We start from the raw sequence: 26,837 nt of genomic DNA, 5'->3' as shown, positions 1-26,837 counted from the left end.
TCAAAAATCCTGGAGAAGGAAAACGCGCCATTCCGGCGCGAAGATCAGCACCGCGGCCACTGCGCCGTGCAGGATCAGGATCGCCGCCAGGATCGACCGGAACGGCTCCTTTTTCGTCTTGTGCCGCAGCAATTGCTGTGCCGCCACCGCGCCGATGCTGCCGCCGAGCAGCGCAAGCGTCAGAAGCGTGCGCTCGCTGATCCGCCACCTGCCATCGCGCGCAGCCTGCTTGTCGAGGAAATAGATCGAGAAGACGAGGAGGTTCAGCGCCAGAAGTGGTGCGGCCCATTTGGTGATATCGACGATCGTCATGCGGCAACTCTATCGTGCTGCGGTTAACCCGAGGCAAATGTCGCCGCCGGCCGTCAAACCGCGCCGCACGCCATGGCGAAAGCCTTGCACCGGCACGCCATTTCCTTTACCTCACCAATGGAAAAGAACAGCCTGCAAAGAGTATCAGATGACCCTTGTCGACGTCCGCACGCCTGATCCGAAACGCTTCATCCCCGGCGCCACCGGCGACTGGGAAGTCATCGTCGGCATGGAAGTCCATGCCCAGGTGCTGTCCAATTCGAAGCTCTTCTCCGGCGCCTCGACGGAATTCGGCAAGCCGCAGAATTCGAACGTCTCGCTGGTCGATGCCGCCATGCCCGGCATGCTGCCCGTCATCAACGAGGAATGCGTCAGGCAGGCCGTGCGCACCGGTCTCGGCCTGAAGGCTCAGATCAACAAGCGCTCGCTCTTCGACCGCAAGAACTATTTCTACCCCGACCTGCCGCAGGGCTATCAGATCTCGCAGTTCAAGGATCCGATCGTCGGCGAGGGCAAGATCGTCATTTCGCTCGGGCCGGACCGTCAGGGCCAGTTCGAGGATATCGAGATCGGCATCGAGCGCCTGCACCTGGAGCAGGATGCCGGCAAGTCGCTGCACGACCAGCATGCGACCATGTCCTATGTCGACCTCAACCGTTCCGGCGTGGCGCTGATGGAGATCGTCTCCAAGCCCGACATGCGCTCGTCCGATGAGGCCAAGGCCTATATGACCAAGCTGCGTTCGATCGTGCGTTACCTCGGCACCTGCGACGGCAACATGGACGAGGGCTCGATGCGCGCCGACGTCAACGTCTCGGTTCGCCGCCCGGGCGAGGCTTTCGGCACACGCTGCGAGATCAAGAACGTCAACTCCATTCGCTTCATCGGTCAGGCGATCGAATACGAAGCCCGCCGCCAGATCGGCATTCTGGAAGATGGCGGGACGATCGAGCAGGAGACGCGCCTCTTCGACCCGAACAAGGGCGAGACGCGCTCTATGCGCTCCAAGGAAGACGCGCACGACTATCGTTACTTCCCCGATCCGGACCTGCTGCCGCTCGAATTCGACGATGCCTTCGTGAACGCGCTCGCAGCCGATCTGCCTGAGTTGCCTGACGACAAGAAGGATCGCTTCGTGCGCGAACTCTGCCTGTCGATCTACGACGCCTCGGTGCTCGTCTCCGAAAAGGCGATCGCCGATTATTTCGAGGCCGTGGCTGCGGGCCGCGACGGCAAGACGGCGGCGAACTGGGTGATCAACGACCTGCTCGGCGCGCTGAACCGCACCGGCAAGGATATCGAGCAGACGCCGGTTTCACCGGCCCAGCTCGGCGCCATCATCGATCTCATCAAGGCTGGAACCATCTCCGGCAAGATTGCCAAGGATCTCTTCGAGATCGTGCTGACGGAAGGCGGCGATCCCGCCGCGATCGTCGAAGCGCGCGGCATGAAGCAGGTGACCGATACCGGCGCCATCGAGGAGGCCGTGGACGAGATCATCGCCGCCAATCCCGATCAGGTGGAAAAGGTCAAGGCGAAGCCGACCTTGGCCGCATGGTTCGTCGGCCAGGTGATGAAGGCGACCGGCGGCAAGGCCAATCCGCAGGCCGTCCAGGCGCTCGTCAAGGCGAAGCTCGGCATCGAGGAATAAGCGGTGTATTTCGTCCGCACTGCCGGCGAGCGCGACCTGGAGAAGGTCCGCTCCCTGCTGGTGGAGAGCTTTCACGCCACCTATGACGGCCTCCACGGCAGAGCAAAGGTCGACGAACTGACCGCGCAGCTCTTTTCGCCGGCGGCGCTGAAGGCGCGCCTGGCCCGCAAGGATGCCGAATTCCTCGTTGCCGACGACGGCCGCACTATCGGCGGTATGGGCTATGCGGCGATGTCGCAGGAACTGACGAAGACGGTCATGCTGCATCTTCTCTATATCGCTCCGGCGCTGCAGCGCCAGGGCATCGGCCGCGATCTCTTCGCCGAGCTCGAAACCTGTTTTCCGGATGCGGAAATCATGCGTCTCGAAGTCGAGCCGCAGAACGCAGCCGCGATCGCCTTCTATCACGCGCATGGCTTCACCGAGGTCGGCCGCAATGAGTATAGCGCGCCCGGACAATCCGGCATTCCGGCGCTGATCTTCGAAAAACCGCTCGAAGGGCATTAAATCAATGGCGCCCGCCTTGTCCGAGATCGTCAATCGCCGGGCAGGGGATCGGCGCCGGAATGATCGAGTTCGCCATTGCCGAGGCAAAAGGCCGCGGGATCAAGCGGGCAGCGTTAACCTCGAATGCAATCCGCAAGGATGCTCATCGTTTCTATGAAAGGCTGGGCTTCGAGCCCTCCCATCTGGGCTTCAAGATGGCCTTGAAATGACCCGTGGCTCTCGTGGAATCGCTGGACAATTCGGCTTGGCGACGGCATAAGCGAGGAAACGAATTCTGGTTTGGCCCGCATCTGGCGGGCACAAGGAAAAGACATGTGGAATCTTCTGGTTCAGACCTTCACCTGGTGGAACAGTCAGACGATGGGCACGCGTTTTGCGACCTGGCGTTTCGGCAAGCGCGTCGGCGAGGATGAATTCGGCAACGTCTATTATGAAGGCGGCATGTCTTCCTACGGTCTGCCGAAGCGCTGGGTGATCTACAAGGGCTATGCCGATGCCTCCGCCATTCCGCCGGGCTGGCATGGCTGGATGCATCACCGCACCGATGTTCCGCCGTCCAAGGAAAACTACGTCGCCAAGGAATGGCAGAAGGCGCATCGCCCCAATTTCACCGGTTCTCCGCAGGCCTACCGTCCGCCGGGCTCCATCGCCGTTCCGGGCGAGCGTCCGCGCGTCACCGGCGATTACGACGCCTGGACGCCGGGCAACTGAGACGGCTCGACCGGGAAATCCAAAACCCGGCTTTTGGCCACAATTGACCTTTACCCGCAGGTTGGCCGCGCTTGACCGCGGCCGTGAACGAAGAATGTCTGGAGACGGGTACACATGAAGCTCTTCACGCGGAACATGGCGCTGCGTGCCGCCGGGTCGCTGCTGGCGCTCTCGGCCCTGCTTCCGCCGGTTGCGGCCAATGCCGCACGCATCGAAAATCCGGTTGCCGTCTTCTCCGGCCTCGATAAGATCACCGGCCGCATCACTACATTCGACGTCTATGTCAACGAGACGGTGCAGTTCGGCGCGCTGCAGGTGACGCCGAAGGCCTGCTATTCGCGCGACCAGGCCGAAGCGCAGAAGATCGACGGTTTCGTCGAAGTCGACGAGATTACCCTCGACCGCAAGATCCGCCGCATCTTCACCGGCTGGATGTTCGCCGCCAGCCCCGGTCTCAACGCCGTCGAGCACCCGATCTACGACGTCTGGCTGAAGGACTGCAAGACGATCTCCGACGTCCCGGCTCCCGACAGCACCAAGGCGACAGCGCGCTAAAGCGCTACGCGATCTTTCAGATTCGCATGCGTTAACGCGTGTCGCCAACGGCGCGGCGCGCGCCTTATGCCGTCGGCGTCTTGTTCCTGTTGAAAAGGCCCTTGGCGAAGCGGAGCGCAGCGCCGGCCACGACGACGACAAGGATGCCGGCCTTTTTGAAGAAGACGAGGGCAATGGCCAGCAATCCAACTTTCGCGGCAATCTTGGCGCCGGCGCCTGCGGCGATCATTCCTGCCATGCCGTAGGCCGCGATCTTGTCGCCTTCGACATAGTCGGTATAGGCCATTCCCGTGTCGAACTGGACGAGCGTCGTGACGGTCGGAATGACCGCCTCGATCTCCTTCAACTGATTCAGGCCGGCAACGAAGTCGAACTCAAATACGCCCTGGCGGCCGAGGGTCCGCACGGAATAGTTCAGGGTGTGCGGCGCTCGCATGTCATCGCCGAACAATAGATCGCGCGCCCAGTGCATCGCATGCGCGGATTTGTCGTAATGCGGCGTCGAGGCCCACCCGATAAGCGTGATCTTTTGAAAACCCTGCTTCTCGCGCTCGACGTTGTTTTCCCGGATGGAATCTTTGATGCTCTGAAGCAGTTCGTCGTAATTGGTCGTCGCGGCATCGGCGTCGGAGACATAGCCGTCGGCGCTGTATTGCACGACGGAACCCCAGGCCTCGATATCGGTCGGCGCGTATTTGGCCGGGAAGATCATCCCCATCGTTCCCTCCGCCGCCTGCGGGGGATTTCCCCAGATGTCGACGAGCACCGTCTTCGTGTCGGCGGAATTGAGGTAATAGAAGCCTTGGGGCACGTTCAGCGTCGCCTTTGCCTCAGGCAGCTTGATCGCCCCCTGCTGAAAATCGAGCTTCTCCAGTAACGGCTTTTCCGCGTCGGAAAAATCGCTCCTGTCCGGGAACATCTCCTGGTAAGGTCGCGCGCCGGCCTGGCCTGTGAACAAGGCGAAAAGGATCGCCGCCGCAAAATATCGTCTCAAAATTCTATCCCCCATTGCATTTTCCGAAACCTATTCAAAACGGCTGGAAAATCAACGCAAGGGTGAAACGATCGCGCTTAAAACTTCAGGTGTGGCGATTCCATCGCGGCTTCAAGCAGCACGCCATAATCGGCCTTCGCGACGTCGATCGCGCCGAACGTCTTCAGGTGTTCGGTGGTGAACTGTGTGTCGAGCAGGGTGAAGCCTCTTTCCCGCAGTCGCTCGACCAGGTGCACGAGGCAGATCTTCGAGGCATCCGTCCGGCGCGAAAACATGCTTTCGCCGAAGAAGGCCGAGCCGAGCGAGACGCCGTAGAGACCGCCGACCAGTTCGCCGCCGTCCCAGGCTTCGACGGTATGGGCATGCCCCATATCGAACAGCGTCGCATAAAGCGATCGGATCGTCCTGTTGATCCAGGTGCTCGGGCGCCCGGATGTCTCCTGCGCACAGGCCGCGATCACCTGATCGAAAGCGTGATCGAAACGGATCTCGAAGGGTTTCCTGCGCACCGTCTTGGCAAGGCTCTTCGACACGTGGAAATGGTCGAGCGGCAGCACGCCGCGCAGTTCCGGCTCGACCCAGAAAATCTCCGGGTCGTCGGCGGATTCGGCCATCGGGAAGAGGCCGATGGAATAGGCGCGCAGGAGAATTTCAGGGGTAATGCCTGGTGACTTCCTGCGCGATCCTGCCATTCCTGCCCTATGTCGCCGGTGCGTTGGCGAGGTAGTGTTCCAGCCAGTGGATGTCGTAATCGCCGTTGGCGATATCCTGGTTGGAGACGAGATCCTGGAACAGCGGCAGCGTCGTATTGATGCCGTCGACGACGAATTCGTCGAGTGCCCGGCGCAGCCGCATCATGCATTCGACGCGGGTACGGCCGTGGACGATCAGCTTGCCGATCAGGCTGTCGTAATAGGGCGGGATCTTGTAGCCCTGATAGGCGCCGGAATCGATGCGAACGCCAAGACCGCCAGGCGCATGGAAATGCGTGATCGTGCCGGGCGAGGGCACGAAGGTGCGCGGATGCTCGGCATTGATGCGGCATTCGATGGCATGACCGGAAAAATGCACCTCGTCCTGCGTCACCGAGAGACCGCCGCCGGAAGCGACGCGGATCTGCTCGTGCACGAGGTCGATGCCGGTGATCGCTTCGGTGATCGGATGCTCCACCTGCAGGCGGGTGTTCATTTCGATGAAATAGAACTCGCCGTTCTCGTAGAGGAATTCGATCGTGCCGGCGCCGCGATATTTCAGCTTCTTCATGGCGTCGGCGCAGACCTGGCCGATCTTCATGCGCTGCTCGACGTTGAGGGCCGGCGAATTCGCCTCTTCCCAGACCTTCTGGTGGCGGCGCTGCAGCGAGCAGTCGCGCTCGCCGAGATGGATGGCATTGCCTTCGCCGTCGCCGAACACCTGGATTTCGATGTGGCGCGGCTTGCCGAGATATTTTTCCATGTAGACGGCATCGTTGCCGAAGGCGGCTGCCGCTTCCGTGCGCGCCGTCGACCAGGCCTCGATCAGGTCGGCCTCGCTCTTGGCGACTTTCATGCCGCGTCCGCCGCCGCCGGCCGTTGCCTTGATCAGCACGGGATAGCCGATTTCGGCGGCTGTCTTCAGCGCATCCTCTTCGGTCTTCACTTCGCCGTCCGAGCCCGGAACGACGGGAATGCCGAGCTCCAGCGCCGTCGTCTTGGCGGTGATCTTGTCGCCCATGATGCGGATATGGTCAGCCGTCGGCCCGATGAAGGTGATACCGTGGGCTTCGAGAATATCGGCGAACTTGGCGTTCTCGGAGAGAAAGCCGTAGCCCGGATGCACTGCGTCGGCGCCGGTGATCTCGCAGGCGGCGACGATTTGGTGGATATTGAGGTAGCTCTCGCGTGAGGAGGGCGGGCCGATGCAGACGCTTTCGTCGGCAAGCCGCACATGCATGGCATCGGCGTCGGCGGTGGAATGTACCACGACGCAGGCGATGCCGAGTTCCTTGCAGGCGCGAAGCACGCGAAGGGCGATTTCTCCGCGATTGGCGATGAGGATTTTCGAAATCATGGGCATCGGCCTATTCGATGACGACGAGGGCTTGGCCGTATTCGACGGGATGTCCGTCATCGACGAGAATCTCTGTCACCTTGCCCGACTTCGGCGAGGGGATCTGGTTCATCGTCTTCATCGCTTCGATGATGATCAGCGTCTGGCCTTCCTTGACGGTCGCGCCGACTTCGATGAACGGGCGCGCGCCCGGCGCCGGCGCCATATAGACGGTGCCGACCATCGGCGCGCTGACCGTGTTGGCGGGGTTGCGGGCGGGAGCTGCGGCCGGCGCGGCGCCTGCTGCTGCCGGAGCGGCGGCTGCGGGCGCGGCATAGGCAGGTGCTGCGATCGGCGCCTGGACATATTGCTGGGTGCCGGCGCGCGAGACGCGGATGCGCAGGTCGTCCTGCTCGACTTCAATCTCGGTCAGATCTGTCTCGTTGAGGATATTGGCGAGATCGCGGATCAGTGCCTGATCGATACCCGATTTCTTTTCAACCATGGTGTTGCCCTGTCTTCTTCTTATGCCGTGATGTTCTTCAGCGCCTGGAGCGCCAGGATGTAGCTGTGAGGCCCGAAGCCGCAGATCACGCCCTTGCATGCCGGCGCGATCATCGACTTGTGGCGGAATTCTTCCCGTGCATGGACGTTGGATATGTGGAGCTCGATGACGGGAATTGATATAGCGCGGATCGCATCATGCAGCGCGACCGATGTATGCGTATAGGCGCCTGCATTGATGGCAACGCCGGCGGCCTTTTCGTCGGCCTCATGGAACCAGTCCACAAGCGTGCCTTCGTGATTGCTCTGGCGGAAATCGATATCGAAGCCGAGTTCGCGGCCGGCGGCCTTGCAGTCCGCCTCGATGTCCTTCAGCGTCTTGCCGCCATAAATGCCGGGCTCTCGTTTACCCAGCATGTTCAGGTTGGGGCCGTTCAGGACAAAAATCGTTTGCGTCATCGAATGTTCCGTAAAATGCACGACGGCAACCTATAGACTCCGCGAAGGCTGAATGAAAGCCCTTACGGATTGGCAGCAGGAATCGCGCCACATTTGTCCACATGGTTGAAACGCTTCGATTTTGGCGATTTGATGGGCAGCCGTGTGGCGGCTGACCTGCTCAGCAGGCGGTCTTGCCGCAGCTGCGCATATTTTTGACCTTGGCTTCGAGGTCGTCGAGCCCGACGGCGCCCGGCACCAATTCGTTGCCGATCACATAGGACGGCGTGCCGCTGATGCCGAGACTGGAGGCGAGCTGGTAGGTCGCCTGCACGATGCCGTCATTCGGGCTCTTGGCCATTTCGGCGCGGATCTTGTCCTCGCTGACGCCGAGCGAGGCGGCAACCGCGATCGCCGTTTCGTCGGAAGCGCGGCCTTCAGTGCCGAGAAGGGCGACGTGGAAATCGGCATATTTCTCCGGCGCCAGCTTGCGGAAGGCGTCGGCCACCTTGTGGGCGGCGACCGAATCCGGCCCGAGGATCGGAAATTCCTTGAGCACGAAGCGGACATTCTTGTCCTTCTTCAGCATTGCCTGCATGTCGGGAAGCGCGTGGCGGCAGTAGCTGCAATTATAGTCGAAGAATTCGACGACGGTGACGTCGCCCTTGGGATTGCCGAGCGTCACGTCGTTTTTCGAATCGAAGATGTCGGCGGTGTTCTCTTCGATCGCCATGTTGGCCTTCACCAGCCGCTGGGCTTCCTGCTTCTTCTGCAGCGCATCCTGGACCTCGAGCATGATCTCGGGATTTTCGATCAGGTATTGCTTGATGAATTCGCCGAACTCCTTCTTCTGCTGGTCGTCGAGCGCTGCTGCCGGAAACGGAAGGGCGATCGATGCGGCAAGCGCCAGTGCGGTGAAGGTTTTCGGAAGAAAGGCCATGATATCCTCGTCGAGGGCGATGGGGTCGTCTCCTGGGCGAGATGACCGTCGCCGGGTTAATGGACTTGAATGCGTCGCGTCAAGGTACGGCGCGTCGGGTTCTGCTCAAACAGGAATTTTCACCCCCGCGCAGCCCTCGCGGGATTGTGATGAGCCGATTATTGCGGCAATTGTCAGGCCATCATTGCAGAAGCCGAGCGAGAAGCGATCTTGTTTTCCATATCGAAACGCAGCGAAGTCGAGCCTTTTCATGCCATGGACGTGCTGGCGGAGGCGACGAAACGGCGCGCAGCCGGCCATCCGGTGATTTCGATGGCGGTCGGTCAGCCCTCGCATCCGGCCCCGCAGGCCGCCCTCGAAGCAGCGCGCGCAGCCCTTGCCGAAGGCCGGATCGGCTACACCGATGCGCTGGGGACGGCGCGGCTGAAATCCGCGCTTGCCGGGCACTACCGGGAGCGCCACGGCCTGGAGATCGATCCCATGCGGATCGCCGTCACCACCGGCTCCTCGGCCGGCTTCAATCTCGCCTTCCTGTCGCTCTTCGATGCCGGAGATGCGGTGGCGATCGCAAGGCCCGGTTATCCCGCCTATCGCAATATCCTCGGTGCGCTCGGCCTGAAGGTTGTCGAAGTGCCGGTAACCGCCGACACCCACTTCACCCTGACGCCCGAGAGTCTCGAGGCGGTACAGAAGGAGAGCGGCGTGAGACTGAAGGGCGTGCTGCTGGCAAGCCCCGCCAACCCGACCGGCACGGTGACCGGCCGCGATGGGCTGAAGGCGCTTGCGGATTACTGCGCAGCCCATTCCATCGCCTTCATCTCCGACGAAATCTATCATGGGCTGACCTTCGCCGGCGAGGAGGCGAGCGCGCTGGAGCTGACCGACGAGGCGATCGTCATCGACTCTTTCTCCAAATATTATTGCATGACCGGCTGGCGGATAGGCTGGATGGTGCTGCCGGAACGCCTGGTGCGGCCGATCGAGCGGGTGGCGCAGAGCCTCTATATCTCCCCGCCCGAACTCTCCCAGATCGCAGCGACGGCCGCGCTCGGCGCCGGCGCCGAACTCGATCGCTACAAGGCGAGTTATGCCGCCAATCGCAACTTGCTGATGAAGCGCCTGCCGCAGATCGGCCTGTCGATCGCCTCGCCGATGGACGGCGCCTTCTATGCCTATCTCGACGTCACCCGCTTCACCAATGACAGCATGGGTTTTGCCAAGCGCATGCTCGCCGAAATCGACGTCGCCGCAACACCCGGTCTCGACTTCGACCCACTCGAGGGACATCGCACCCTGCGTCTGTCCTATGCGGGCTCTGAAGCTGAGATCGCCGAAGCGGTGGAGCGAATCGCAGTCTGGTTGAAGTAGCGCTTCTACGAGCGCGAGCGGCTGCCCGCTCTCGTTTTGCTCAGCTGCGCGACGAAAACAGCGAGGCGAGTGTTGAGGACGGCTTGTTGTTGAGCCGCGGCACGACGACGAGTTGCCTGATGTCGCCGCGCTTGTAGGCGGCGAGGAAGCGCTTGTAGTCCTTGAAGGAGACGCAGCCATTGGAATCGCCGTTCTTGCCGAGCATGTAGGTGTGGGCAAGCAGGCCGACACGGTCATAGATGGCATCCGAGCCCTCGAGCGGTGTCAGCCGCAACGCCTCGACACCGTGGAAGAGGCTTTCGCGCATGGTCAGCGCGTAGGTGTGCGGCGGCGTCGGCCCGCGCATCTTCTTGTTTGCGTAACGCGGGTTGTCGCGCATCTTGCCGAGACCGGAATGAGCTTCCAGCCTCTCGCCGTTCGGCAGATAGACCGTGCTGTTTTCGATGTCGTAGATGGCCACACCGGCGCGCAGCTTCGGCGAGAAGACCGGCTTGTCGTAGCGCGGCACCGCATCGTCCTGATCGTCTTCGATCGGCGAGTTCGGCTGGGCATAGGCAAGGGCGGGCTCGCCGCCGCGCCGCGAACCCTTGGCGGCCGGCGCCGGTTTGCCGATAAGGCCGTCCGGACGCGCCATCGGCAGCGGCACCGAATCTTCCTCCGGCGTCAGCACGAGATCGAAAGGCTGTCCGCCATCCGCAGCCGCAACGACGACCGGTGCGGGTTGCGAGGCTTGAACTGCCGCCGTTCTGACGGGAGATGCTGATGGTTCGACCGGCGGCGGCGAGATCTGCCGGGATCCCGCATCGGCAAGCGCCAGCAAGGCCGGAACTTCGGCGGCGGCGACGGCCTCCTTCGATGGAACGATGATCCGGTCGCCGTCGTCCTCTGCCGTCTCTGCCGAGGCCACCTCGACCGGCGGTGGCGCGACCGCATCATCCTTGTGGAATTTGGCGCTGTCGGAAATCGCGGCAATCACAGGCTGCTCGGCAGGGACAAGCCGATTGTGTTTTGTAAGCGCCGCCAAACCAGCTGCGGCAGCATTGGTCTTCTGCGCATGCGATTGGACGAGCTCAGCCGTCAGGGCGACGACCGGCTTGGCGTCGAAGGCCGCCAGCCGATCGGCTTTGCCGACATGGATCAGTCGCTCGTGCGTCGCCGGCTTGGGCTTCGGCGCCAATGCGACCTGGGTGAAACTTTCAGGCGGAGAAGCCGGCACAGCCACCGAATGCATCGTCGCCAAAGTCACGATCAGCCATGTGGAGGTCAGAAATCCGGCGCCGACGACGCCGTAAAGAAAGCCACGAGATCTGCGCAAACGAAAAGCAGATCCGCCAAGAGGGGCGACGTCATCGAACGTCCCGACCGCAAACGCCATACTACACTCGTCTTTCAAACTCGCTACGCAGGCCGGCGGCACTGACTGACTACACTTCGCCGGGGCCGGTAATGGCGCAAATGGGCCGAATTTAGACCACTCGCGACATCCGACTGTTTCGCAAGGATGACGAATTATGGTTTCTAATTTGTTTACGCGGGATTGCTCTTTCTCACGATGTTTCAGAAAGAGATGCAGGGAGGCGTCTCAGACGCGTTCCATCACGTAACTTCCCGGCGCTTCCTCGATCGCGTTCAGCGCATCGCCGCCCGGTTTGCGCGCGGGCACACGCCTGCCGTCATGGGTCTCGATCCAGGCCCGCCAATGCGGCCACCACGATCCCGGCGTCTCCGTCGCCTGCTCGATCCAGGTCTCGTACTCGCCCTTGGCGGGGCCGCCCGTCCAGAATTGGTACTTCTTCTTGTCGGGCGGATTGACGACGCCGGCGATATGTCCCGAGCCGGTGACAACGAATTCCACCTTGCCGCCGAAAAACTGGCTGCCGACGAAGACGGATTTGGCGGGCGCGATATGATCTTCGCGGGTGGCGAGATTGTAGATCGGGATCTTCACGTCCTTCAGCGACACCGGCTTGCCGTCGAGGATCATCTCATTCTTTGTTAGCGCGTTCCGGAGATAGCAGTTGCGCAGGTAGAAGGCATGATTTGCCGCCGCCATGCGGGTCGAATCGGCGTTCCAGAACAACAGGTCGAAGGGCAGGGGCTCCTGGCCCTTGAGGTAGCTGTTGACGAAATAGGGCCAGATCAGCTCGGAGGCGCGCAGCATGTTGAAGGCCATCGACATCTTCGAGCCGTCGAGATAGCCGGCCGCCTGCATATGCTCTTCGAGCGCTGCAAGCTGCTCCTCGTCGACGAAGACCTTGAGGTCGCCGGCATGGGTGAAATCGACCTGGGTGGTGAAGAGCGTCGCGGTTTTGATGCGCTTGTTCTTCTCCTTGGCGTGCAACGCCAGTGTTGCCGCCAAAAGCGTGCCGCCGACGCAGTAGCCGACGGCGTTGACCTCCTTCTCGCCGGTCGCCTTCTCGATCGTCTCGAGCGCGAAATCGATGCCCTCGCGGGCATAAGCCGCCCAGTCCTTCTCGGCGTGGCGCGCATCCGGGTTGACCCAGGAAATGACGAAGACCGTCTGCCCCTGGTCGACGCACCATTTGATGAAGGATTTTTGCGGATTGAGGTCGAGAATATAGAACTTGTTGATCCAGGGCGGGCAGATCAGCAGCGGCCGCTTCAGCACCGTTTCGGTCGAGGCCTCGTACTGAATGATCTGGCAGATGTCGTTCTGGGCGATCACCTTGCCCGGCGTCAGCGCCATATCGCGGCCGACGGCGAATTTCGTCATGTCGGTCTGGCGCAGGCGAAGATCGCCGTGTCCGGCAGCGATATCCTCGGCGAGCATCTTCATCCCCCGCACCAGGTTTTCGCCGCTGGTTGCGATCGTCTCGCGGTAGAGCTGCGGATTGGTGGCGACGAAATTGCTCGGCGAAAGAGCTGCCGTGATCTGCTTCACGTAGAAACCGGCCTTGTGCTTGGTGTGCTCGTCGAGGCCGTCGGTCTCCGACACCAGCTTCTCCGCCCAGTCGGTGGTGACGAAATAGACCTGGCGGAGAAAATCGAAGAACGGGTTCTTCTGCCAGTCTTCGTCGGAGAAGCGTTTGTCCTTGCGGGTGTCCGGTTCCGGAAGCGAGGGCTCGCCCTGCATGCGCTGCATCGAGCGCATCCAGATGCCGAAGAAGGAGGACATCAGCTGCGTCTGCGCCTCGAAGGTGCGGCGGGGATCGGCAATCCAGTATTCGGTGACCTTGGAGAGCGTCTTGACCATGTCGGTCATCGGATCGACGACGGTTTCGCTGATCTCGCCGCGTTCGCGCGGCGCAAGCCAGGCCGAGGCCGCTTGGCCGAGATTTTCGAGCGCCCGGGCGAAATTCATCGCCATCGCCTCGGGATCCTTCAACAGATAGGGATCGAGATCGGTCGCGTCGAAACCGGCCTTGCCGCCATTCTTCTGGCCGCCATTCTCCTGCTTGCTGTCGGTCACCATTTCCTCCGGCGGCAGCACTCTTTTTATCCAATCGTTGTACATCGTGATTGAACGAGAAAACAAGTTCCACCCGCGCCGGCTCATGCTATTGCTTTGTCGCTGCGACAAATTTAACAGTCGACGCAGTCAGAACTGGATTTTGAGGCATGACGAAGAACGGCATTCGGCGCATCGCAACCTTCAACCGCACCGCATTGATTTGCGCGGCGGCGGCGATGACCCTGGCCGGATGCAATCTGACGGCGGAAGAAAAAGCCGCCGCCGCCGCCAAGCGAGCGGCGCCGACCGCCGTCGTCATGCCGGCCACCAAGGGCGATGCGGTCGAAGGCGGCCTGGCGAAATCGCCGGACGGTTACCCGAATTTCGGCGCGCCGCTGACGGCCGCCAACGTCCAGATGAGCGACGAGCAGGCAGCCGAACTGCAGCATCAGCTGACCGCTCTTGCCGCACGGCGCAAGGCCGGCACGATCTCGGAAGCCGAATATCAGGCCAAGGCCGCCGAGATGCGCCGGCTGGCCGCCGAGCACGGCGCTGATACGCTCTCCGAAATCTCCAAATAGACCTTGCCTTTCAGGCAATTTGCACGCAAAGCCTTCCGGATGGATCGGAAGACAAGATTTTCCCGATAATGCGCTTTACGCGGCTTTTCCGTCAAAGATTTGCCGCGTGTCTTGGGTCTGATGAATACGGCGTTGCGATTCTGAAGTTCGTGTCGCAGCCGCCGGGAGACGGAACGAACTTCGACTGCGGCCCGAAAGCCGCCTTTCCATGGGGAATGAAATGGAAGAGTTTCACAAAGTCCGGCGTTTGCCGCCTTATGTTTTCGAACAGGTCAACCGTTTGAAAGCAAGCGCGCGAGCGGGCGGCGCCGATATCATCGATCTCGGCATGGGAAACCCCGACCTTCCCACTCCCCAGTCGATCGTCGACAAGCTGTGCGAGGTCGTGCAGGATCCGCGCACCCACCGTTATTCCTCCTCCAAGGGGATTCCGGGGCTGCGCCGCGCCCAGGCCGCCTATTATGCCCGCCGTTTCGGCGTCAAGCTCAACCCGGATACCCAGGTGGTCGCCACCTTGGGCTCCAAGGAAGGCTTCGCCAACATGGCGCAGGCGATCACCGCGCCCGGCGACGTCATCCTCTGCCCGAACCCGACCTATCCGATCCACGCCTTCGGCTTCCTGATGGCGGGCGGCGTGATCCGCTCCATGTCGGTGGAGCCGGACGAAAGCTTTTTCCCGCCGCTTGAGCGGGCGGTCCGGCATTCGATTCCGAAGCCCTTGGCGCTGATCCTCAACTACCCCTCGAACCCGACGGCCCTTGTCGCGACGCTCGATTTCTACAAGGACGTTATCGCCTTCGCCAAGAAGCACGACATCATCGTGCTCTCCGACCTTGCCTATTCGGAGATCTATTTCGATGGCGCTCCGCCGCCGTCGGTTCTCGAAGTGCCTGGCGCAATCGATGTGACGGTCGAGTTTACCTCGATGTCGAAGACCTTCTCCATGCCCGGCTGGCGCATGGGCTTTGCCGTCGGCAACGAGCGGCTGATCGCGGCGCTCACTCGCGTCAAGTCCTACCTCGATTACGGTGCCTTCACGCCGATCCAGGTGGCGGCGACGCATGCGCTGAACGGCGACGGCTCCGACATTGCAGAGGTTCGCAACGTCTACAAGCGCCGCCGCGACGTCATGGTCGAAAGCTTCGGCAAATCAGGCTTCGACGTGCCGCCGCCGGCTGCGACGATGTTCGCCTGGGCGAAGATCCCGGAAAAGTTCCGTCATCTCGGTTCGCTCGAGTTTTCCAAGCTCCTGGTCGAGAAGGCCGACGTCGCCGTTGCCCCGGGCATCGGCTTCGGCGAGATGGGCGACGACTATGTCCGTCTGGCGCTTGTCGAGAACGAACACCGCATCCGCCAGGCTGCCCGCAACATCAAGAAGTTCATGTCGACGGCAGACGAAACGATGCATAACGTCATTTCGCTGAACGCGCACCGTTAATCCAACTCTTAAGGCAGCCGCGTCCCGCGGCTGCCGCCACACAGACATTCAGGATCGATCCATGGCAGATGCCCTCAAAATCGGCATTGCGGGCTTGGGCACCGTTGGCGCCTCGCTAGTCCGCATCATTCAGCAGAAGAGCAACGAGCTTGCCGTCACCTGCGGGCGTCCGATCACCATCACCGCGGTCTCCGCGCGTGACAAGACAAGGGACCGCGGCGTCGATCTTTCCACTGTGACCTGGTTCGACCGGCCGGAAGATCTTGCCGAAAAGGGCGATATCGACGTCTTCGTCGAGCTGATGGGCGGCGCCGAAGGGGCTGCCAACACCTCGGTGCGCGCCGCACTCCAGCGTGGTCTCCACGTGGTGACTGCCAACAAGGCGCTGCTTGCCTATCACGGCGTCGAGCTTGCGACGATCGCCGAGGAGAAGGGCGCGCTGTTGAACTTCGAAGCGGCGGTCGCCGGCGGCATCCCCGTGATCAAGGCGCTGCGCGAATCGCTGACCGGCAATGCCGTCTCGCGCATCTATGGCATCATGAACGGCACCTGCAATTACATCCTGACCAAGATGGAGAAGGAGGGGCTTTCCTTCGCCGAGTGCCTGAAGGAAGCGCAGCGGCTGGGTTATGCCGAAGCCGATCCGGCCTTCGATATCGAAGGCAACGACACGGCCCACAAGCTCGCCATCCTGACGACGCTCGCCTTCGGCAATAAGATCGCGGCCGACGATATCTATCTCGAAGGCATCACCAACATCTCGATCGAGGATATCCACGCCGCCGCCGAGCTCGGCTACCGCATCAAGCTTCTGGGCGTTGCCCAGCGCACCGATACCGGCATCGAGCAGCGCGTCCATCCGACCATGGTGCCAGTCGATTCGGTCATTGCCCAGGTCGACGGCGTCACCAATGCGGTGGCGATTGAATCCGACGTGCTCGGCGAACTGCTGATGGTCGGTCCCGGCGCCGGCGGCAATGCCACGGCCTCGTCGGTGCTTGGTGATATCGCCGATATCGCCAAGAGCCAGCCGGGCGCCCAGCGCGTGCCGGTGCTCGGCCATCCCGCAAAGGCGCTGGAACCTTATCGCAAGGCGCAGATGCAGAGCCACGAGGGCGGCTATTTCATCCGCCTGACCGTGCTCGACCGCACCGGCGTCTTTGCCAGCGTTGCAACCCGCATGGCCGAAAACAACATCTCGCTAGAATCGATCGTCCAGCGCTCCAAGCAGCATCTGGCGCCGTCGCACCACCAGACGATCATCCTCGTCACCCACGCGACGATGGAAGAGTCGGTGCGCAAGGCGGTCGCGTCGATCAAGTCGGAAGGGTATCTCTTCGGCGAACCGCAGGTGATTCGCATCGAGCGGCCGAAGGAAGAAGCTTAAGCCTTTCCCGTCCGGGCAATATGGGCCGCCCTGTCTTCTTGAACTGCCAGTTCAGGAAGACAGGGCGGTTTTTTGTTGGTCGTCCGTGCTCCCCTTACGGAAGTCTATATTAACAAATACCGAAATATTGATATAAATAAAACCATAGATGGTGAGTCGTCGGCGTGGAGAATTTCATGAGCAAGGACAGCCACGCCGGCAAGGGGTATGGCCGCCCGAGCGACGTGCCGCCGGACCGTCCCGATATGCTTGGGGAAATTCTCAAGCCGGCCTACCGTGACATTCATCAGGAGACCACTGATGAGGATGACGGCGATGAACACACGGAAGGCCGCAACTGGGCCATTCTGCTGACGCTGTTTTCGTTCCTGTTGGTACAGCTTGCCGGCGTCGCCATGATCATCTGGGCGGTATTCTGGTAAAAATCCGTGTCTGTAAATCCACCGCTATGTTATCTCCGCTGCTCCAGCAGAAAGAGCAGATGAAGTCAGCGGAGTATGGCATGGCAGATCTCGTCGATCCGGTACAGCGCGCGTTTCTCGGCGTGGAGAAATCCGCGCTCGACAATCGCTGGGTGGCGCGGCTCGACCAGGCCGGGCAGAACCGGGCGCTGGCCATGTCGCAGATCCACGGCATGCCGGATCTGATCGCTCGCGTGCTGGCCGGGCGCGGTGTGACGGTGGACGAGGCGATCGAATTCCTCGATCCGACGATCCGCGGCCTGATGCCCGATCCTCATACGCTGACCGATTGCGAAAAGGCCGCGACCCGCCTGGTGAGCGCCATTGAGCGCTGCGAGAACGTCGCGATCTTCGGCGATTACGATGTCGACGGTGCGGCTTCCTCGGCGCTGATGTTCCGCTTCCTCAGCCATTTCGGCGTCAAGGCGAACATCTATATTCCCGACCGCGTCTTCGAAGGTTACGGCCCCAATCCGGCGGCGATCAACCAGCTGATCGACAATGGCGCCCGGCTGATCGTCACCGTCGATTGCGGCTCGACCAGCCACGAGGCGCTGGCGGCCGCCGCCGCCCGCAATATCGATGTCGTCGTCATCGATCACCACCAGGTGACACATGAGCTGCCGCCCTGCCATGCGCTCGTCAATCCGAACCGCGAGGACGATCTCTCGGGGCAGGGGCATCTTTGCGCGGCCGGTGTGGTCTTCATGGTGCTGGTCGCCACACTGAGGCTGCTGCGGGCGGCCGGCAACAAACGCATCCTGGCGCTCGACCTCCTGCAATGGCTGGATATCGTAGCACTTGCGACGGTCTGCGATGTCGTGCCGCTGAAGGGCCTCAACCGCGCCTATGTGGTCAAGGGACTGGTCGCCGCCCGCCACCAGAGCAATGCCGGGCTCGCAGCCCTCTTCCGCAAGGCCGGGCTCGCCGGCCCGGTGACACCCTATCATTTCGGCTTCCTGATCGGCCCGCGCATCAATGCCGGCGGGCGGATCGGCGATGCCGCCCTCGGAAGCCGCCTGCTGACGCTTGATGACGCCGGGGAGGCGGAAATGATCGCCCAGCGCCTGGACGAGCTCAACCGCGAGCGCCAGGCGATGGAGGCGATCATGCTGCAGGAAGCGGAAGCCGAGGCGCTTGCCGAATATGGCGACGGCGAGGGCGCTTCCGTCATCGTCACCGCCCATGAAAAATGGCATCCCGGCATTGTCGGGCTGATTGCGGCGCGGCTGAAGGAGAAGTTCAAACGGCCGGCCTTTGCGATCGCCTTCGATCCTTCCGGCCGCGGCACCGGCTCGGGCCGCTCCATCAACGGTTTCGATATGGGCAGGATGGTGCGCGCCGCGGTCGACGAAGGGCTGCTGGTCAAGGGCGGCGGTCATGCCATGGCTGCGGGGCTGACGGTCGAGCGCGCCGATCTCGGCAGGCTGAGAACCTTCTTCACCGAGAAGTCGGCGAGAACGGTGGCGAACCTCGTTGCCAATGAGACGCTGAAGATCGACGGCGCGATCGGCGCCAGCGGCGCCACGCTCGAACTCATCGATCGCCTGGAAGCCGCCGGTCCCTATGGCTCCGGCCACGCCCAGCCGATCTTTGCCGTGCCGGCGCATCGTGTGCGCGACGCCCGCCTGGTCGGCGAGAAACATGTGAAGGTGACGATGGAGGCAATGGACGGATCGCGGCTCGACGGCATCGCCTTCCGCGCCGCCGATACGGCGCTGGGCAATCTTCTCATCAATTCACGCGGCGCCAGCCTGCATCTCGCGGGTTCGCTCGGCGCCGAGCATTATCAGGGCGCCCGCCGCATTCAGCTACGCGTCTGCGATGCTGCGCCGGCTAAATAGACGGCCGCGCAAAACGCTGGCAAATGATCTATTGCGGGGAGAGAGTGGCACGCCCTAGGGGAGTCGAACCCCTCTTCCCAGAATGAAAATCTGGTGTCCTAACCGATAGACGAAGGGCGCTTCCTTCGTGGTGGCGCCCTTATAGTCAGCACCTTCAAAAGCCGCAAGCGCCAAGACGCGAAAAAATCATCGTTTTCGCCGATTTTTTTGTGGCTGTGGAAAAACCTGGCGCCACAAGGCGACGCGGTCAAAAAGGTGCGATCACAGCCAGCTCGATGATTGCTTTGGCACCGAGAAGGTTTCTCTCAACACGCAATGAACTCTCGGCGGTGAATATCGGTGAAACATGCAAGCGTCTGGGCAAACCAAACGCTCAGGCATTTGTGCCTGATGTGGTACGCCCTAGGGGAGTCGAACCCCTCTTTACAGAATGAGAATCTGTCATCCTAACCGATAGACGAAGGGCGCAGGCCGGCCCCGTTAAAATAGGAGCGCGCGCAGACTTCTGCAAGCAGGTGCGACGGCTTCTATATGGAGGAAGAGAATGGCACGCCCTAGGGGAGTCGAACCCCTCTTCCCAGAATGAAAATCTGGTGTCCTAACCGATAGACGAAGGGCGCTTCCTTCGTGGTGGCGCCCTTATAGTCAGGCGTTTTGAATCCCGCAAGCGGCAATTTCGGTTTTTTTCAAAAAAATGACAGATATTTTTGCGGCCGTGAAACCCAAGATTAAAATTGACGAATCAATAGTTTGCAGGATTTGGCGAAAGCCTGTGGGCCGGAGCTGACGTTGCGTAATGACGATCTGCTTTCGCGAGATCAGATCGCTCTTGCGGTCGCCATCGGCGCCCGTTTGCCGCCGCAGCCCCAGTTCCAGTCGCGGCTTTTGCCGGTGTCGAGATGGACCGAATCCGTATGGCAATAGGTGCCGACGCCGCCGCGGTTCGGCAGCGAGCGGATATAGGCGGCGATATCCCATTTCGTCACGCCGTCGATCTGGATGTCGGCCGCCTCGCAGCTTTTGTGCATCGATTCGTCGGCGCCGCCGACCAGGCGGTTATGCTCTTCGTCGCGATAGCCTGACGTGACGATGACGGGCCGGCCGAAATGGGTTTCCACAGTCTTGATCACGTTCAGCAGCTCGGGCTTGAAGCAGCCGACCTCGACCTTGTCGTTCTGGACATGCAGCCCGTTCGGCGCGATACGCGTCATACCGGGCAGGGACGCTTTTTGCAGAAGGCCGGAGAGGCTGCCGAGCAGGTTCTGCTTCGGCGCGCTGTAGAGCGCGTTCATCGTCGGGGCCGGATTGCCGTCGGTCGCCAACGACGCCGTTTGAACGGGCGCAATCTGCGTGCTGCCATTCTGCGAGGATTGCTGCGGCAGCACCGGCTCCGCCGGCTGTCCTGAGACGGGTTGCTGGCTGTAGACGCTGCTTCTTGCGGGTGCTGCGCCTCCAACCGGCGCATAGGCCTGCGGCTGAATGACAGTCGACGTGCTGTTGTTCTGCGGCGCCGGCTGATGATCGGAAAAGATGCTCATCGCCTGCGCGTTGATCCGGGTCGACTGCAGCACGAGCCCGCCGATATTGGCGGGCGCCGCCGCCGCCGGATCGGCCGGCGGGACGGGGGCATTCGGATCCGCTGCCACGGCCTGCGGCGCGGCCTGGGCGCCGGAGACATTGACGAGCCGGGGATCGGTGTAGACCGAACGTGGGGCAGGGCTTGCGGGCGCTGCCGCGGTAAGCGCAGGTGCGCCTGCCTGCGGCGCCGGAACCGCTGCGGCGGAATCGAGCGCCTTCTTGTCCGACGCGCAGCCGGACAGCGCCAGCACCGAAGTGGCGATCAGCAAAGCGCCCGTAAGCGACATCCGCATCTCAATGTTACGCAAGCGACAGTCTCCAATTGATGCGGAAATGGTCGAAAACCGCCATCTTCCGCTTCGAGTCGTCAGGAGAGTGCCTGCGGGGCCGGATCGCGGCAAGCATCAAGGCGCCGGCCGGACCCGAAATCGCAAAAGCCACAAGCCTCGCAAAAGCCTTGCGGCGAAAAGCCTTACCAGGCGCCGGTATTGCCCATCGAGGCCCAGGGTTCGGCGGCGGCAAGCGGGCTGCCCTTCTGCAGGATTTCGATCGAGATGCCGTCGGGCGAGCGCACGAAGGCCATGTTCCCGTCGCGCGGCGGCCGGTTGATGGTGATGCCGTTGTCCATCAGATTCTGGCAGGTTGCGTAAATATCGTCGACCTCATAGGCGAGGTGGCCGAAATTGCGTCCTCCGCTATAATCTTCCGTGTCCCAGTTATAGGTAAGCTCGAGGCAGGGAGCCTTTTCGCTGCGCGCACGGTCGAGATCGTCGCGAGCGGCCAGGAAAACCAGGGTGAAGCGGCCCTTCTCGTTTTCGTGACGGCGGATCTCCTCCAGCCCGAACAGCGTGGTGTAAAAGGCGAGTGAGGCATCCAGGTCTTTGACCCGAACCATTGTGTGGAGATAACGCATTCTATCTACTCCTTTATTGGGTCTGGCTTTTTCGGCGAGCTGAGGTCAGCCTCGGGCAAGTCATCGATATAAAATGTGCAGTTGGGAATAACCGAAAACTAGGACTTGCGCTTATCCGTTACCAAGATGTTAATCTTGATTTCAAGAATCAGTTAACCGTAACAGTGTGACGCGTATTCGAGGGGCTGGCGACAAATGGCTGACAGGATTTCATCGAACGAATACTCCGACCTTGACGAGCTATCGGCAGAGGCGGTCGATCTTGTTGAAATCACCGGCGTCGTCAAGTGGTTCGACGTCGCCAAGGGTTTCGGCTTCATCGTGCCCGACAATGGCATGCAGGATGTTCTCCTGCACGTGACCTGCCTGCGCCGCGACGGTTACCAGACGATCCTCGAGGGAACGCGCATCGTCGCCCTGATCCAGCGTCGCGAACGTGGCTACCAGGCTTTCAAGATCCTTTCGATGGACCAGTCGACTGCGGTTCATCCCTCGCAGCTGCCGCCGGTGCGCACGCATGTGCAGGTCACCGCGACGAGCGGCCTCGAGCGTGCGCTCGTCAAGTGGTTCAACCGCACCAAGGGCTTCGGCTTCCTGACGCGCGGCGAGGGCACGGAAGACATCTTCGTGCACATGGAGACGCTCCGCCGCTTCGGCCTGACGGAGCTGCGCCCCGGCCAGGTGGTGCTCGTCCGCTTCGGCGACGGCGAGAAGGGTCTGATGGCCGCGGAAATCCATCCCGACATTCCGAGCCCGGCCAGCCGGTCGCATTGATATGCGTGAGCTGGTTCTTCTTCATGCGATCAAAAGCGCCATCCTGGCGCTTTTTTTCATGGCCGCCCTGCCGGCTTTCGGCCAAGAGCAGATCCGCTTCGACAAGGAGCCGCTGCTTATCCAGACCGGTGCGGGCAAGGTGCTGCATTTCACCGTCGAGATCGCCTCGACCCCCGATCAGCGCGCCTACGGGCTGATGTTTCGCAAGGCGATGGCCGATGATGCCGGCATGATCTTCGATTTCGACGAACCGCGGCGCGTCACCATGTGGATGGAAAACACCATCCTGCCGCTCGACATGCTGTTTGCCGACGACACCGGCACCATCCGCCACATCAAGGAAAAGGCGGTGCCTTATTCGCGCGATATCATCGATTCGATGGGCAAGGTGAAATACGTCGTCGAACTCAATGCCGGCATCGTCAGCAAATTGGGAATCAAGCCGGGCGACAGGATCGTCAGCGCCACGACGACGAAGAAGGCGAAGTGACGGGCCGCAAGCTGCCGATCGTCGACGAACTTGGAGAGCGGGCCCCTTCGGGCTGATCACAGGGCGGCTTCAAATCGTTGAATGTGTGGCGACCCCTGCAGGAATCGAACCTGCGACAACCTGCTTAGAAGGCAGGTGCTCTATCCAGCTGAGCTAAGGGGCCGTCCGGCGGTCGCGTTTACGGAGCGCGACCGGATGCGGCAGTTCTGGACGAGAAATCTCAATGCGTCCAGGGCTGCGTGCGGGTATAGCGGAAATTATCCGGATAGGCGACAACCTGGCGAACCGGATCCTTGGGCGCGATGACCCGGTATTCGATGCCGTTGCGCTGGGCATAGGCTTCGGCCAGTTCCTGTGTTTCGAAGGTGAGTTTCACCTGCTGGCGCGTATCGCCGGAGGAGGTGTAACCCATCATCGGATCGATCTTGCGCGGCGACTCCTGATCGAATTCAAGCACCCAGAGATGGGTCTTGGCCTTGCCGGACTGCATGGCGGTCTTGGCTGGACGATAGATCTTGGCAGACATGACTGCGCGTCTCCGACTGTGCGGGCAGCGCCCGCTTGAATGGTCTCGCCCCATTGCCGGGGCTCTTTCTTCATCGCTGGATGATAGCGCGAAGAGATGAATTTTGCTTATCCGCGAATCCCCGCCTTTTCAAGAAAAAAGGCGGCGTATGAGGCGTCGCCGGTCCCATCGCGATGACAAGGCGATGCTGCCGGAAACAAGACGGCGGCAGACAGACCGGTTGCGCAATATTACCGATCGTCTCATGTTGTGATCACAACCTGATTGCCGCGGCCAGCCCTCGGGACTATTTACGGCTCAGTCAATTTCAGTGGATGTGCACGCATGATGAGACGTTCGGCGGAGTTCAATGCCATTGTGATCGGGGCCGGCATTACGGCTTTCTTCTACGTTGCCATCAGCTACGCCCAATATATCGGCCTGCTCGAACGCGGCTGAGGCAGCCGTCTCCCGACGTCCAGTTGCATCAGGCGGCGCAGACGCGCGCCATCCAGATTTTCTGTCGGCATCGATATATCAGGCGGGATTCTTCGGCCGAAGCTGGATTTATGGGTTGCGACGGCGAAGTGAACCGTGTATCTCCCCGCCCACGGCACGGAGTGTAGCGCAGTCTGGTAGCGCATCTGGTTTGGGACCAGAGGGTCGGGAGTTCGAATCTCTCCACTCCGACCATTCAATATCCTGATATCTTGAATATTTGACAACCGCATCGTGGCGCGCATTGTCGGCGTGGGTCCGGCCAACTGCTTCTGGAAACGGCGGACGCGTCGCATCAAACTTGATTGATGCGACGCGCTTTAGCTCCTTGGACGGAGAGCTCGGGATCCGAGCACCTGAGCGGCGCTCGGATTGTCAGCACGTTGTGGCGATCGGACGACCGCCACAACGGGTATAGTTACAGGAGAAAATCGCCTGCCCCAAGGTGGACGAGGCCCTTCAACTGAACCTGGAAGTCCTGAACGCCGTCGCCGTTCAGGTCGCCCTGGATAACGGTAGCATCGCTCGCGGATCCAGCCTTGTCTTCATAGTGCCAGGTGAGTGCGCCGGCCTTGTGGTCGAAAGAGGCGTTCTCCTGCGCCAGGAAATGGAAGGCTCCATCGCCCTGCGCAGAGCCATTCGCGTCTATCGCCGAGAAGTCCATCTTATCGACGCCGCTCTTGAAGTCGGTGATGACGTCGCGGTTCGAGCCGGACCCGATTTCCGCCGGCGTCTTGAATGCGAACGTATCCGAGCTGGCGCCACCGGTCATGATGTCCTTTCCGGCCCCGCCTTGGATAACGTTGCTGCCACTATTGCCGGTCAGCACGTCGTTGTAGCTTGAGCCAATCAAGTTTTCGATGCTGATGAACTTGTCACCGGTGGCATACCCGCCCGATGCGACCCCAGTTGCCAGGTTGACGTTGACCGCCCCGGAGGAGACCCCATAGGTGGCCGTGTCGCTGTCACTGCCGCCGTCGAGCCTGTCCGCGCCGGCGCCGCCGTCGAGCTTGTCCGCGCCAGCCCCGCCATGGAGAACGTTGCTGCCGTTATTGCCGCCGGTCAGGACGTCGTTGTAGCTTGAGCCAGTCAGGTTTTCGATGCTGGCGATCTTGTCACCAGCGGCCTGGCCGCCCGATGCCGCCTTGGTCGCCAAGTTGACGTTGACCGCGCCGGAGCCCGCATAGCTGGCCGTGTCGTTGCCGGTACCGCCGTCGAGCACGTCCCCGCCGGCGCCGCCCTTCAACACGTCATTACCGCCGAGACCCTTGAAGGTTTCGTTGCCGCCGTTGGACTGACCGGTGTGCGGCAGCATGTCGTTGCCGCTGGTGCCGATGATTTCCTTCGTCGGCGCGGTTGGCGTTGTCGGTTGCGTTGGCGTGGTCGGTGTGGTCGGTGTGGTCGGCGTTGTCGGTTGCGTCGGCGTGGTTGGCGTTGTCGAGCTGGAGCCCGATTCGTAGGCACCCATATCGACGGTTCCAACGACGCGGGCGTGGCCGTCCAGATCGACCGAGGCGACGCCGTACTTGCTGGTTCCGCCGTCGATCGCGGTCGAGCCGGAGCCGAGGTGGAAGTTGTCGCTTGCTGCTCCCGCGAATTTCGGGTCGACGCCGAGCTTGTTGCCGTCCGCCGTGCTCGGCATGGCGTTGCCGCCGTCGGTCTTGACCGATGCCTGGCCGGCCGTGCCGTTGTAGGTGATGTTGTTGGCCCAGACGACGTTGTTGTTGGCGCCGCCGATAGACGTGTTATCGATCGCCGTGTTGTTCTTGTTCACCGATGGGTCTGCTACGGCGATGTTGTTGACCCAGGTGTTGTTGTTCGACGCCGAGTTGCTGAGCTCGCCGCGCCAGGTGCCGGTGTTCGCCGGGTCCTGATTGTTGTGGTATGCGGTGTTGTTTTTCACCGTGACGGAATCGCTCCAGGTAACCTGGATGCCTTTGCCGCCGTTCTCGTAGACGAGGTTGTTCTCGACCAGGGTCTTGAATGTGTAGTTCGGATGACCGCTCGTCTGCGTGCTCTGGAAGTCGTCGATGATGATGCCGTTGCCATCGGTGTGCGCGCCCGACTTCGTGACGTTGTCGTGCGAGATGTTGTTGCGCACGATCGTCCGGTAGCCGTCCGTCGAGGTATCGCCTGTAATGTTGCGGTTCTGGTAGATCGAGATGCCCGAGAACCAGCCCGACGACGCGTTATTGTAGGTCTCGTTCCCTTCAATGCGGATGAAGTCCGATTGGTTGAACTGAATACCCGACTCCCCGCTGTCGTGGACGTTGTTGTTGAGGATCTGGATGTGGTGGACGTTGTTGGCTTCGATGCCGTCGCCGCTGCCGCCCTTGATGTCGAAGCCGTCGACGACCACGTAGTTGCCGTTGATGCTGATCGCGTTGTGCGCGCCCGAGGGCGGCCGGATCAGCGCCCCGCCGGGCACTTCCGAGCGCAGCGTGATATTGCCTGCCGCTGAGCCGTCCTTGTCGATGTTGATGGCCTCGTTATAGGTCCCCGCTTTCACCACGACTTCGTCGCCGGGCTTAAGGTTCGATGCCATCGCGTCGCTGATCGTGCGGAAAGGAGAGGAGGCACTGCCGTTGCCGCTGCTGCTTCCAGTTGTCGCTACGTAATATGTTGTCATGGTCTTGTTCCTCAACCCCTGCCCGTTAATATTTTAGGTTAATCATGTCTTACGGCGGGGGGTTATAGGGCGACATTTCGGATGGCGCAACAGCAACGCGGCGGTAAGTACTTGAGAATTATAGCCATATTGCTGCCACAATATCCCAATCACTTCGATGTTACGTTTTGAAATATTTGCGGAATTTCGAGTCGCCCAAATTGGGGCAGTATTAATGTCTCGCATTTCGCGAATTATTCTTTCTGCAACTATAGCGAAACGCGTCTATTGAAAACATTAGAAAAACCTGAGGGCGCGCCTGGATTCTTCTTGCCAAAGG

Annotated in this window: 25 protein-coding genes, 5 tRNA genes and 1 pseudogene; 14 read left to right on the top strand and 17 right to left on the bottom strand. The window is 61.2% G+C overall.

The genetic code is table 11. The annotated features are described in order from the left end of the window. The gene (locus tag QMO80_RS03440; protein WP_283198897.1) at positions 1 to 312 is read right to left on the bottom strand and encodes a DUF1294 domain-containing protein; all 312 of its coding nucleotides are present in this window, start codon (positions 310 to 312) and stop codon (positions 1 to 3) included. Positions 313 to 460: 148 nt separating this feature from the next. Here QMO80_RS03440 and gatB point away from each other — a divergent pair, with 148 nt between their 5' ends. From gatB to QMO80_RS03415, 5 genes and pseudogenes are all read left to right on the top strand, one after another. Next, on the top strand, positions 461 to 1,963 hold the full coding sequence (gene gatB, locus QMO80_RS03435; RefSeq protein WP_283198896.1) for an Asp-tRNA(Asn)/Glu-tRNA(Gln) amidotransferase subunit GatB: 1,503 nt from the start codon (positions 461 to 463) through the stop codon (positions 1,961 to 1,963). Positions 1,964 to 1,966: 3 nt separating this feature from the next. Continuing rightward, entirely contained in the window at positions 1,967 to 2,470 is a 504-nt protein-coding gene (locus tag QMO80_RS03430; protein WP_283198895.1) for a GNAT family N-acetyltransferase, read from the top strand. 23 nt (positions 2,471 to 2,493) lie between these two features. After that, positions 2,494 to 2,679: pseudogene (locus tag QMO80_RS03425) on the top strand (GNAT family N-acetyltransferase); the annotation flags it as partial. A 103-nt stretch (positions 2,680 to 2,782) separates the two neighbouring features. Beyond that, complete coding sequence (locus tag QMO80_RS03420) at positions 2,783 to 3,181, top strand: NADH:ubiquinone oxidoreductase subunit NDUFA12 (protein ID WP_003586900.1); 399 nt, start codon at positions 2,783 to 2,785, stop codon at positions 3,179 to 3,181. 114 nt (positions 3,182 to 3,295) lie between these two features. After that, on the top strand, positions 3,296 to 3,736 hold the full coding sequence (locus QMO80_RS03415) for a DUF2155 domain-containing protein (protein ID WP_283198894.1): 441 nt from the start codon (positions 3,296 to 3,298) through the stop codon (positions 3,734 to 3,736). 64 nt (positions 3,737 to 3,800) lie between these two features. Here QMO80_RS03415 and QMO80_RS03410 read toward each other — a convergent pair whose 3' ends face one another. The 6 genes from QMO80_RS03410 to QMO80_RS03385 form a co-directional block, all read right to left on the bottom strand. Then, positions 3,801 to 4,730 carry a DUF2167 domain-containing protein gene (locus tag QMO80_RS03410; RefSeq protein WP_283200101.1) on the bottom strand — a complete coding sequence of 310 codons (930 nt, stop codon included), beginning with the start codon at positions 4,728 to 4,730 and terminating at the stop codon, positions 3,801 to 3,803. Positions 4,731 to 4,807: 77 nt separating this feature from the next. Then, entirely contained in the window at positions 4,808 to 5,422 is a 615-nt protein-coding gene (gene aat / locus QMO80_RS03405; RefSeq protein WP_283198893.1) for a leucyl/phenylalanyl-tRNA--protein transferase, read from the bottom strand. Positions 5,423 to 5,429: 7 nt separating this feature from the next. Then, on the bottom strand, positions 5,430 to 6,785 hold the full coding sequence (gene accC / locus QMO80_RS03400; protein WP_283198892.1) for an acetyl-CoA carboxylase biotin carboxylase subunit: 1,356 nt from the start codon (positions 6,783 to 6,785) through the stop codon (positions 5,430 to 5,432). A 4-nt stretch (positions 6,786 to 6,789) separates the two neighbouring features. Continuing rightward, positions 6,790 to 7,263: an acetyl-CoA carboxylase biotin carboxyl carrier protein gene (gene accB / locus QMO80_RS03395; protein WP_184696515.1), complete on the bottom strand. Its 474-nt coding sequence runs from the start codon at positions 7,261 to 7,263 to the stop codon at positions 6,790 to 6,792. 20 nt (positions 7,264 to 7,283) lie between these two features. Further along, the gene (aroQ, locus tag QMO80_RS03390) at positions 7,284 to 7,721 is read right to left on the bottom strand and encodes a type II 3-dehydroquinate dehydratase (RefSeq protein ID WP_003578965.1); all 438 of its coding nucleotides are present in this window, start codon (positions 7,719 to 7,721) and stop codon (positions 7,284 to 7,286) included. 160 nt (positions 7,722 to 7,881) lie between these two features. After that, entirely contained in the window at positions 7,882 to 8,640 is a 759-nt protein-coding gene (locus QMO80_RS03385; protein ID WP_283198891.1) for a DsbA family protein, read from the bottom strand. 210 nt (positions 8,641 to 8,850) lie between these two features. Here QMO80_RS03385 and QMO80_RS03380 point away from each other — a divergent pair, with 210 nt between their 5' ends. Continuing rightward, positions 8,851 to 10,008, top strand: a complete 1,158-nt coding sequence (locus tag QMO80_RS03380; protein ID WP_283198890.1) for a pyridoxal phosphate-dependent aminotransferase — start codon at positions 8,851 to 8,853, stop codon at positions 10,006 to 10,008. A gap of 40 nt (positions 10,009 to 10,048) precedes the next feature. Here QMO80_RS03380 and QMO80_RS03375 read toward each other — a convergent pair whose 3' ends face one another. Continuing rightward, the gene (locus QMO80_RS03375; RefSeq protein ID WP_283198889.1) at positions 10,049 to 11,383 is read right to left on the bottom strand and encodes a DUF2778 domain-containing protein; all 1,335 of its coding nucleotides are present in this window, start codon (positions 11,381 to 11,383) and stop codon (positions 10,049 to 10,051) included. A 207-nt stretch (positions 11,384 to 11,590) separates the two neighbouring features. Next, positions 11,591 to 13,441 carry a class I poly(R)-hydroxyalkanoic acid synthase gene (gene phaC / locus QMO80_RS03370; RefSeq protein WP_283200100.1) on the bottom strand — a complete coding sequence of 617 codons (1,851 nt, stop codon included), beginning with the start codon at positions 13,439 to 13,441 and terminating at the stop codon, positions 11,591 to 11,593. Positions 13,442 to 13,587: 146 nt separating this feature from the next. Here phaC and QMO80_RS03365 point away from each other — a divergent pair, with 146 nt between their 5' ends. The 5 genes from QMO80_RS03365 to recJ all read left to right on the top strand — a co-directional run bounded on the left by QMO80_RS03365 (position 13,588) and on the right by recJ (position 19,131). Continuing rightward, a complete protein-coding gene (locus tag QMO80_RS03365; RefSeq protein ID WP_116405796.1) occupies positions 13,588 to 14,001 on the top strand; it encodes a hypothetical protein in 414 nt (137 codons plus the stop codon). A gap of 220 nt (positions 14,002 to 14,221) precedes the next feature. Further along, a complete protein-coding gene (locus tag QMO80_RS03360; RefSeq protein WP_283198888.1) occupies positions 14,222 to 15,439 on the top strand; it encodes an LL-diaminopimelate aminotransferase in 1,218 nt (405 codons plus the stop codon). A 61-nt stretch (positions 15,440 to 15,500) separates the two neighbouring features. Beyond that, positions 15,501 to 16,826, top strand: a complete 1,326-nt coding sequence (locus tag QMO80_RS03355; RefSeq protein ID WP_283198887.1) for a homoserine dehydrogenase — start codon at positions 15,501 to 15,503, stop codon at positions 16,824 to 16,826. A gap of 176 nt (positions 16,827 to 17,002) precedes the next feature. Continuing rightward, entirely contained in the window at positions 17,003 to 17,248 is a 246-nt protein-coding gene (locus tag QMO80_RS03350) for a hypothetical protein (RefSeq protein WP_283198886.1), read from the top strand. A gap of 80 nt (positions 17,249 to 17,328) precedes the next feature. After that, a complete protein-coding gene (gene recJ, locus QMO80_RS03345; RefSeq protein WP_283198885.1) occupies positions 17,329 to 19,131 on the top strand; it encodes a single-stranded-DNA-specific exonuclease RecJ in 1,803 nt (600 codons plus the stop codon). Positions 19,132 to 19,176: 45 nt separating this feature from the next. Here the strand turns inward: recJ and QMO80_RS03340 are convergent. From QMO80_RS03340 to gloA, 5 genes are all read right to left on the bottom strand, one after another. Then, positions 19,177 to 19,251 (bottom strand) — tRNA-Glu (locus tag QMO80_RS03340). A 273-nt stretch (positions 19,252 to 19,524) separates the two neighbouring features. Then, positions 19,525 to 19,599 (bottom strand) — tRNA-Glu (locus QMO80_RS03335). Between the two features lie 77 nt (positions 19,600 to 19,676). Next, positions 19,677 to 19,751, bottom strand: a tRNA-Glu gene (locus QMO80_RS03330). Between the two features lie 198 nt (positions 19,752 to 19,949). Next, complete coding sequence (locus QMO80_RS03325; protein ID WP_283198884.1) at positions 19,950 to 21,017, bottom strand: D-Ala-D-Ala carboxypeptidase family metallohydrolase; 1,068 nt, start codon at positions 21,015 to 21,017, stop codon at positions 19,950 to 19,952. Between the two features lie 164 nt (positions 21,018 to 21,181). Continuing rightward, entirely contained in the window at positions 21,182 to 21,622 is a 441-nt protein-coding gene (gene gloA, locus QMO80_RS03320; RefSeq protein WP_003573436.1) for a lactoylglutathione lyase, read from the bottom strand. A 195-nt stretch (positions 21,623 to 21,817) separates the two neighbouring features. Here gloA and QMO80_RS03315 point away from each other — a divergent pair, with 195 nt between their 5' ends. Both QMO80_RS03315 and QMO80_RS03310 read left to right on the top strand, forming a co-directional pair. After that, a complete protein-coding gene (locus QMO80_RS03315) occupies positions 21,818 to 22,396 on the top strand; it encodes a cold-shock protein (RefSeq protein WP_003573434.1) in 579 nt (192 codons plus the stop codon). Between the two features lies 1 nt (position 22,397). Continuing rightward, complete coding sequence (locus QMO80_RS03310) at positions 22,398 to 22,886, top strand: DUF192 domain-containing protein (RefSeq protein ID WP_283198883.1); 489 nt, start codon at positions 22,398 to 22,400, stop codon at positions 22,884 to 22,886. Positions 22,887 to 22,972: 86 nt separating this feature from the next. Here QMO80_RS03310 and QMO80_RS03305 read toward each other — a convergent pair. Then, positions 22,973 to 23,049: transfer RNA gene (locus QMO80_RS03305), tRNA-Arg, on the bottom strand. A 57-nt stretch (positions 23,050 to 23,106) separates the two neighbouring features. After that, a complete protein-coding gene (locus QMO80_RS03300) occupies positions 23,107 to 23,412 on the bottom strand; it encodes an ETC complex I subunit (RefSeq protein WP_003573430.1) in 306 nt (101 codons plus the stop codon). A 595-nt stretch (positions 23,413 to 24,007) separates the two neighbouring features. On the opposite strand from QMO80_RS03300, the gene QMO80_RS03295 reads away from it, so the two are divergent. Continuing rightward, a tRNA-Pro gene (locus QMO80_RS03295) sits at positions 24,008 to 24,084 on the top strand. A gap of 223 nt (positions 24,085 to 24,307) precedes the next feature. On the opposite strand, the gene QMO80_RS03290 is transcribed toward QMO80_RS03295, so the two are convergent. Beyond that, positions 24,308 to 26,518 (bottom strand): M10 family metallopeptidase C-terminal domain-containing protein, encoded by a 2,211-nt coding sequence (locus tag QMO80_RS03290; RefSeq protein WP_283198882.1) that lies wholly within the window; start codon positions 26,516 to 26,518, stop codon positions 24,308 to 24,310. Positions 26,519 to 26,837 lie beyond the last annotated feature (319 nt).

It is taken from the genome of Rhizobium sp. BT03, assembly GCF_030053155.1.
Taxonomy (GTDB): Bacteria; Pseudomonadota; Alphaproteobacteria; order Rhizobiales; family Rhizobiaceae; genus Rhizobium.
The sequence above is the reverse complement of the archived record's forward strand: the minus strand, read 5'-3'. Positions and strand labels throughout refer to the sequence as shown.

What these genes read in the sequence shown, in the direction of transcription:
- QMO80_RS03415 (WP_283198894.1), top strand. Translation starts at nt 3,296, where the DNA reads ATGAAGCTCTTCACGCGGAACATGGCGCTGCGTGCCGCCGGGTCGCTG.
- aat (WP_283198893.1), bottom strand. Translation starts at nt 5,422, where the DNA reads ATGGCAGGATCGCGCAGGAAGTCACCAGGCATTACCCCTGAAATTCTC.
- QMO80_RS03315 (WP_003573434.1), top strand. Translation starts at nt 21,818, where the DNA reads ATGGCTGACAGGATTTCATCGAACGAATACTCCGACCTTGACGAGCTA.
- aroQ (WP_003578965.1), bottom strand. Translation starts at nt 7,721, where the DNA reads ATGACGCAAACGATTTTTGTCCTGAACGGCCCCAACCTGAACATGCTG.
- gloA (WP_003573436.1), bottom strand. Translation starts at nt 21,622, where the DNA reads ATGCGTTATCTCCACACAATGGTTCGGGTCAAAGACCTGGATGCCTCA.
- QMO80_RS03365 (WP_116405796.1), top strand. Translation starts at nt 13,588, where the DNA reads ATGACGAAGAACGGCATTCGGCGCATCGCAACCTTCAACCGCACCGCA.
- QMO80_RS03300 (WP_003573430.1), bottom strand. Translation starts at nt 23,412, where the DNA reads ATGTCTGCCAAGATCTATCGTCCAGCCAAGACCGCCATGCAGTCCGGC.
- QMO80_RS03360 (WP_283198888.1), top strand. Translation starts at nt 14,222, where the DNA reads ATGGAAGAGTTTCACAAAGTCCGGCGTTTGCCGCCTTATGTTTTCGAA.
- QMO80_RS03290 (WP_283198882.1), bottom strand. Translation starts at nt 26,518, where the DNA reads ATGACAACATATTACGTAGCGACAACTGGAAGCAGCAGCGGCAACGGC.
- phaC (WP_283200100.1), bottom strand. Translation starts at nt 13,441, where the DNA reads ATGGTGACCGACAGCAAGCAGGAGAATGGCGGCCAGAAGAATGGCGGC.
- QMO80_RS03355 (WP_283198887.1), top strand. Translation starts at nt 15,501, where the DNA reads ATGGCAGATGCCCTCAAAATCGGCATTGCGGGCTTGGGCACCGTTGGC.
- QMO80_RS03440 (WP_283198897.1), bottom strand. Translation starts at nt 312, where the DNA reads ATGACGATCGTCGATATCACCAAATGGGCCGCACCACTTCTGGCGCTG.
- QMO80_RS03350 (WP_283198886.1), top strand. Translation starts at nt 17,003, where the DNA reads ATGAGCAAGGACAGCCACGCCGGCAAGGGGTATGGCCGCCCGAGCGAC.
- QMO80_RS03375 (WP_283198889.1), bottom strand. Translation starts at nt 11,383, where the DNA reads ATGGCGTTTGCGGTCGGGACGTTCGATGACGTCGCCCCTCTTGGCGGA.
- accC (WP_283198892.1), bottom strand. Translation starts at nt 6,785, where the DNA reads ATGCCCATGATTTCGAAAATCCTCATCGCCAATCGCGGAGAAATCGCC.
- QMO80_RS03420 (WP_003586900.1), top strand. Translation starts at nt 2,783, where the DNA reads ATGTGGAATCTTCTGGTTCAGACCTTCACCTGGTGGAACAGTCAGACG.
- recJ (WP_283198885.1), top strand. Translation starts at nt 17,329, where the DNA reads ATGGCAGATCTCGTCGATCCGGTACAGCGCGCGTTTCTCGGCGTGGAG.
- gatB (WP_283198896.1), top strand. Translation starts at nt 461, where the DNA reads ATGACCCTTGTCGACGTCCGCACGCCTGATCCGAAACGCTTCATCCCC.
- accB (WP_184696515.1), bottom strand. Translation starts at nt 7,263, where the DNA reads ATGGTTGAAAAGAAATCGGGTATCGATCAGGCACTGATCCGCGATCTC.
- QMO80_RS03385 (WP_283198891.1), bottom strand. Translation starts at nt 8,640, where the DNA reads ATGGCCTTTCTTCCGAAAACCTTCACCGCACTGGCGCTTGCCGCATCG.
- QMO80_RS03310 (WP_283198883.1), top strand. Translation starts at nt 22,398, where the DNA reads ATGCGTGAGCTGGTTCTTCTTCATGCGATCAAAAGCGCCATCCTGGCG.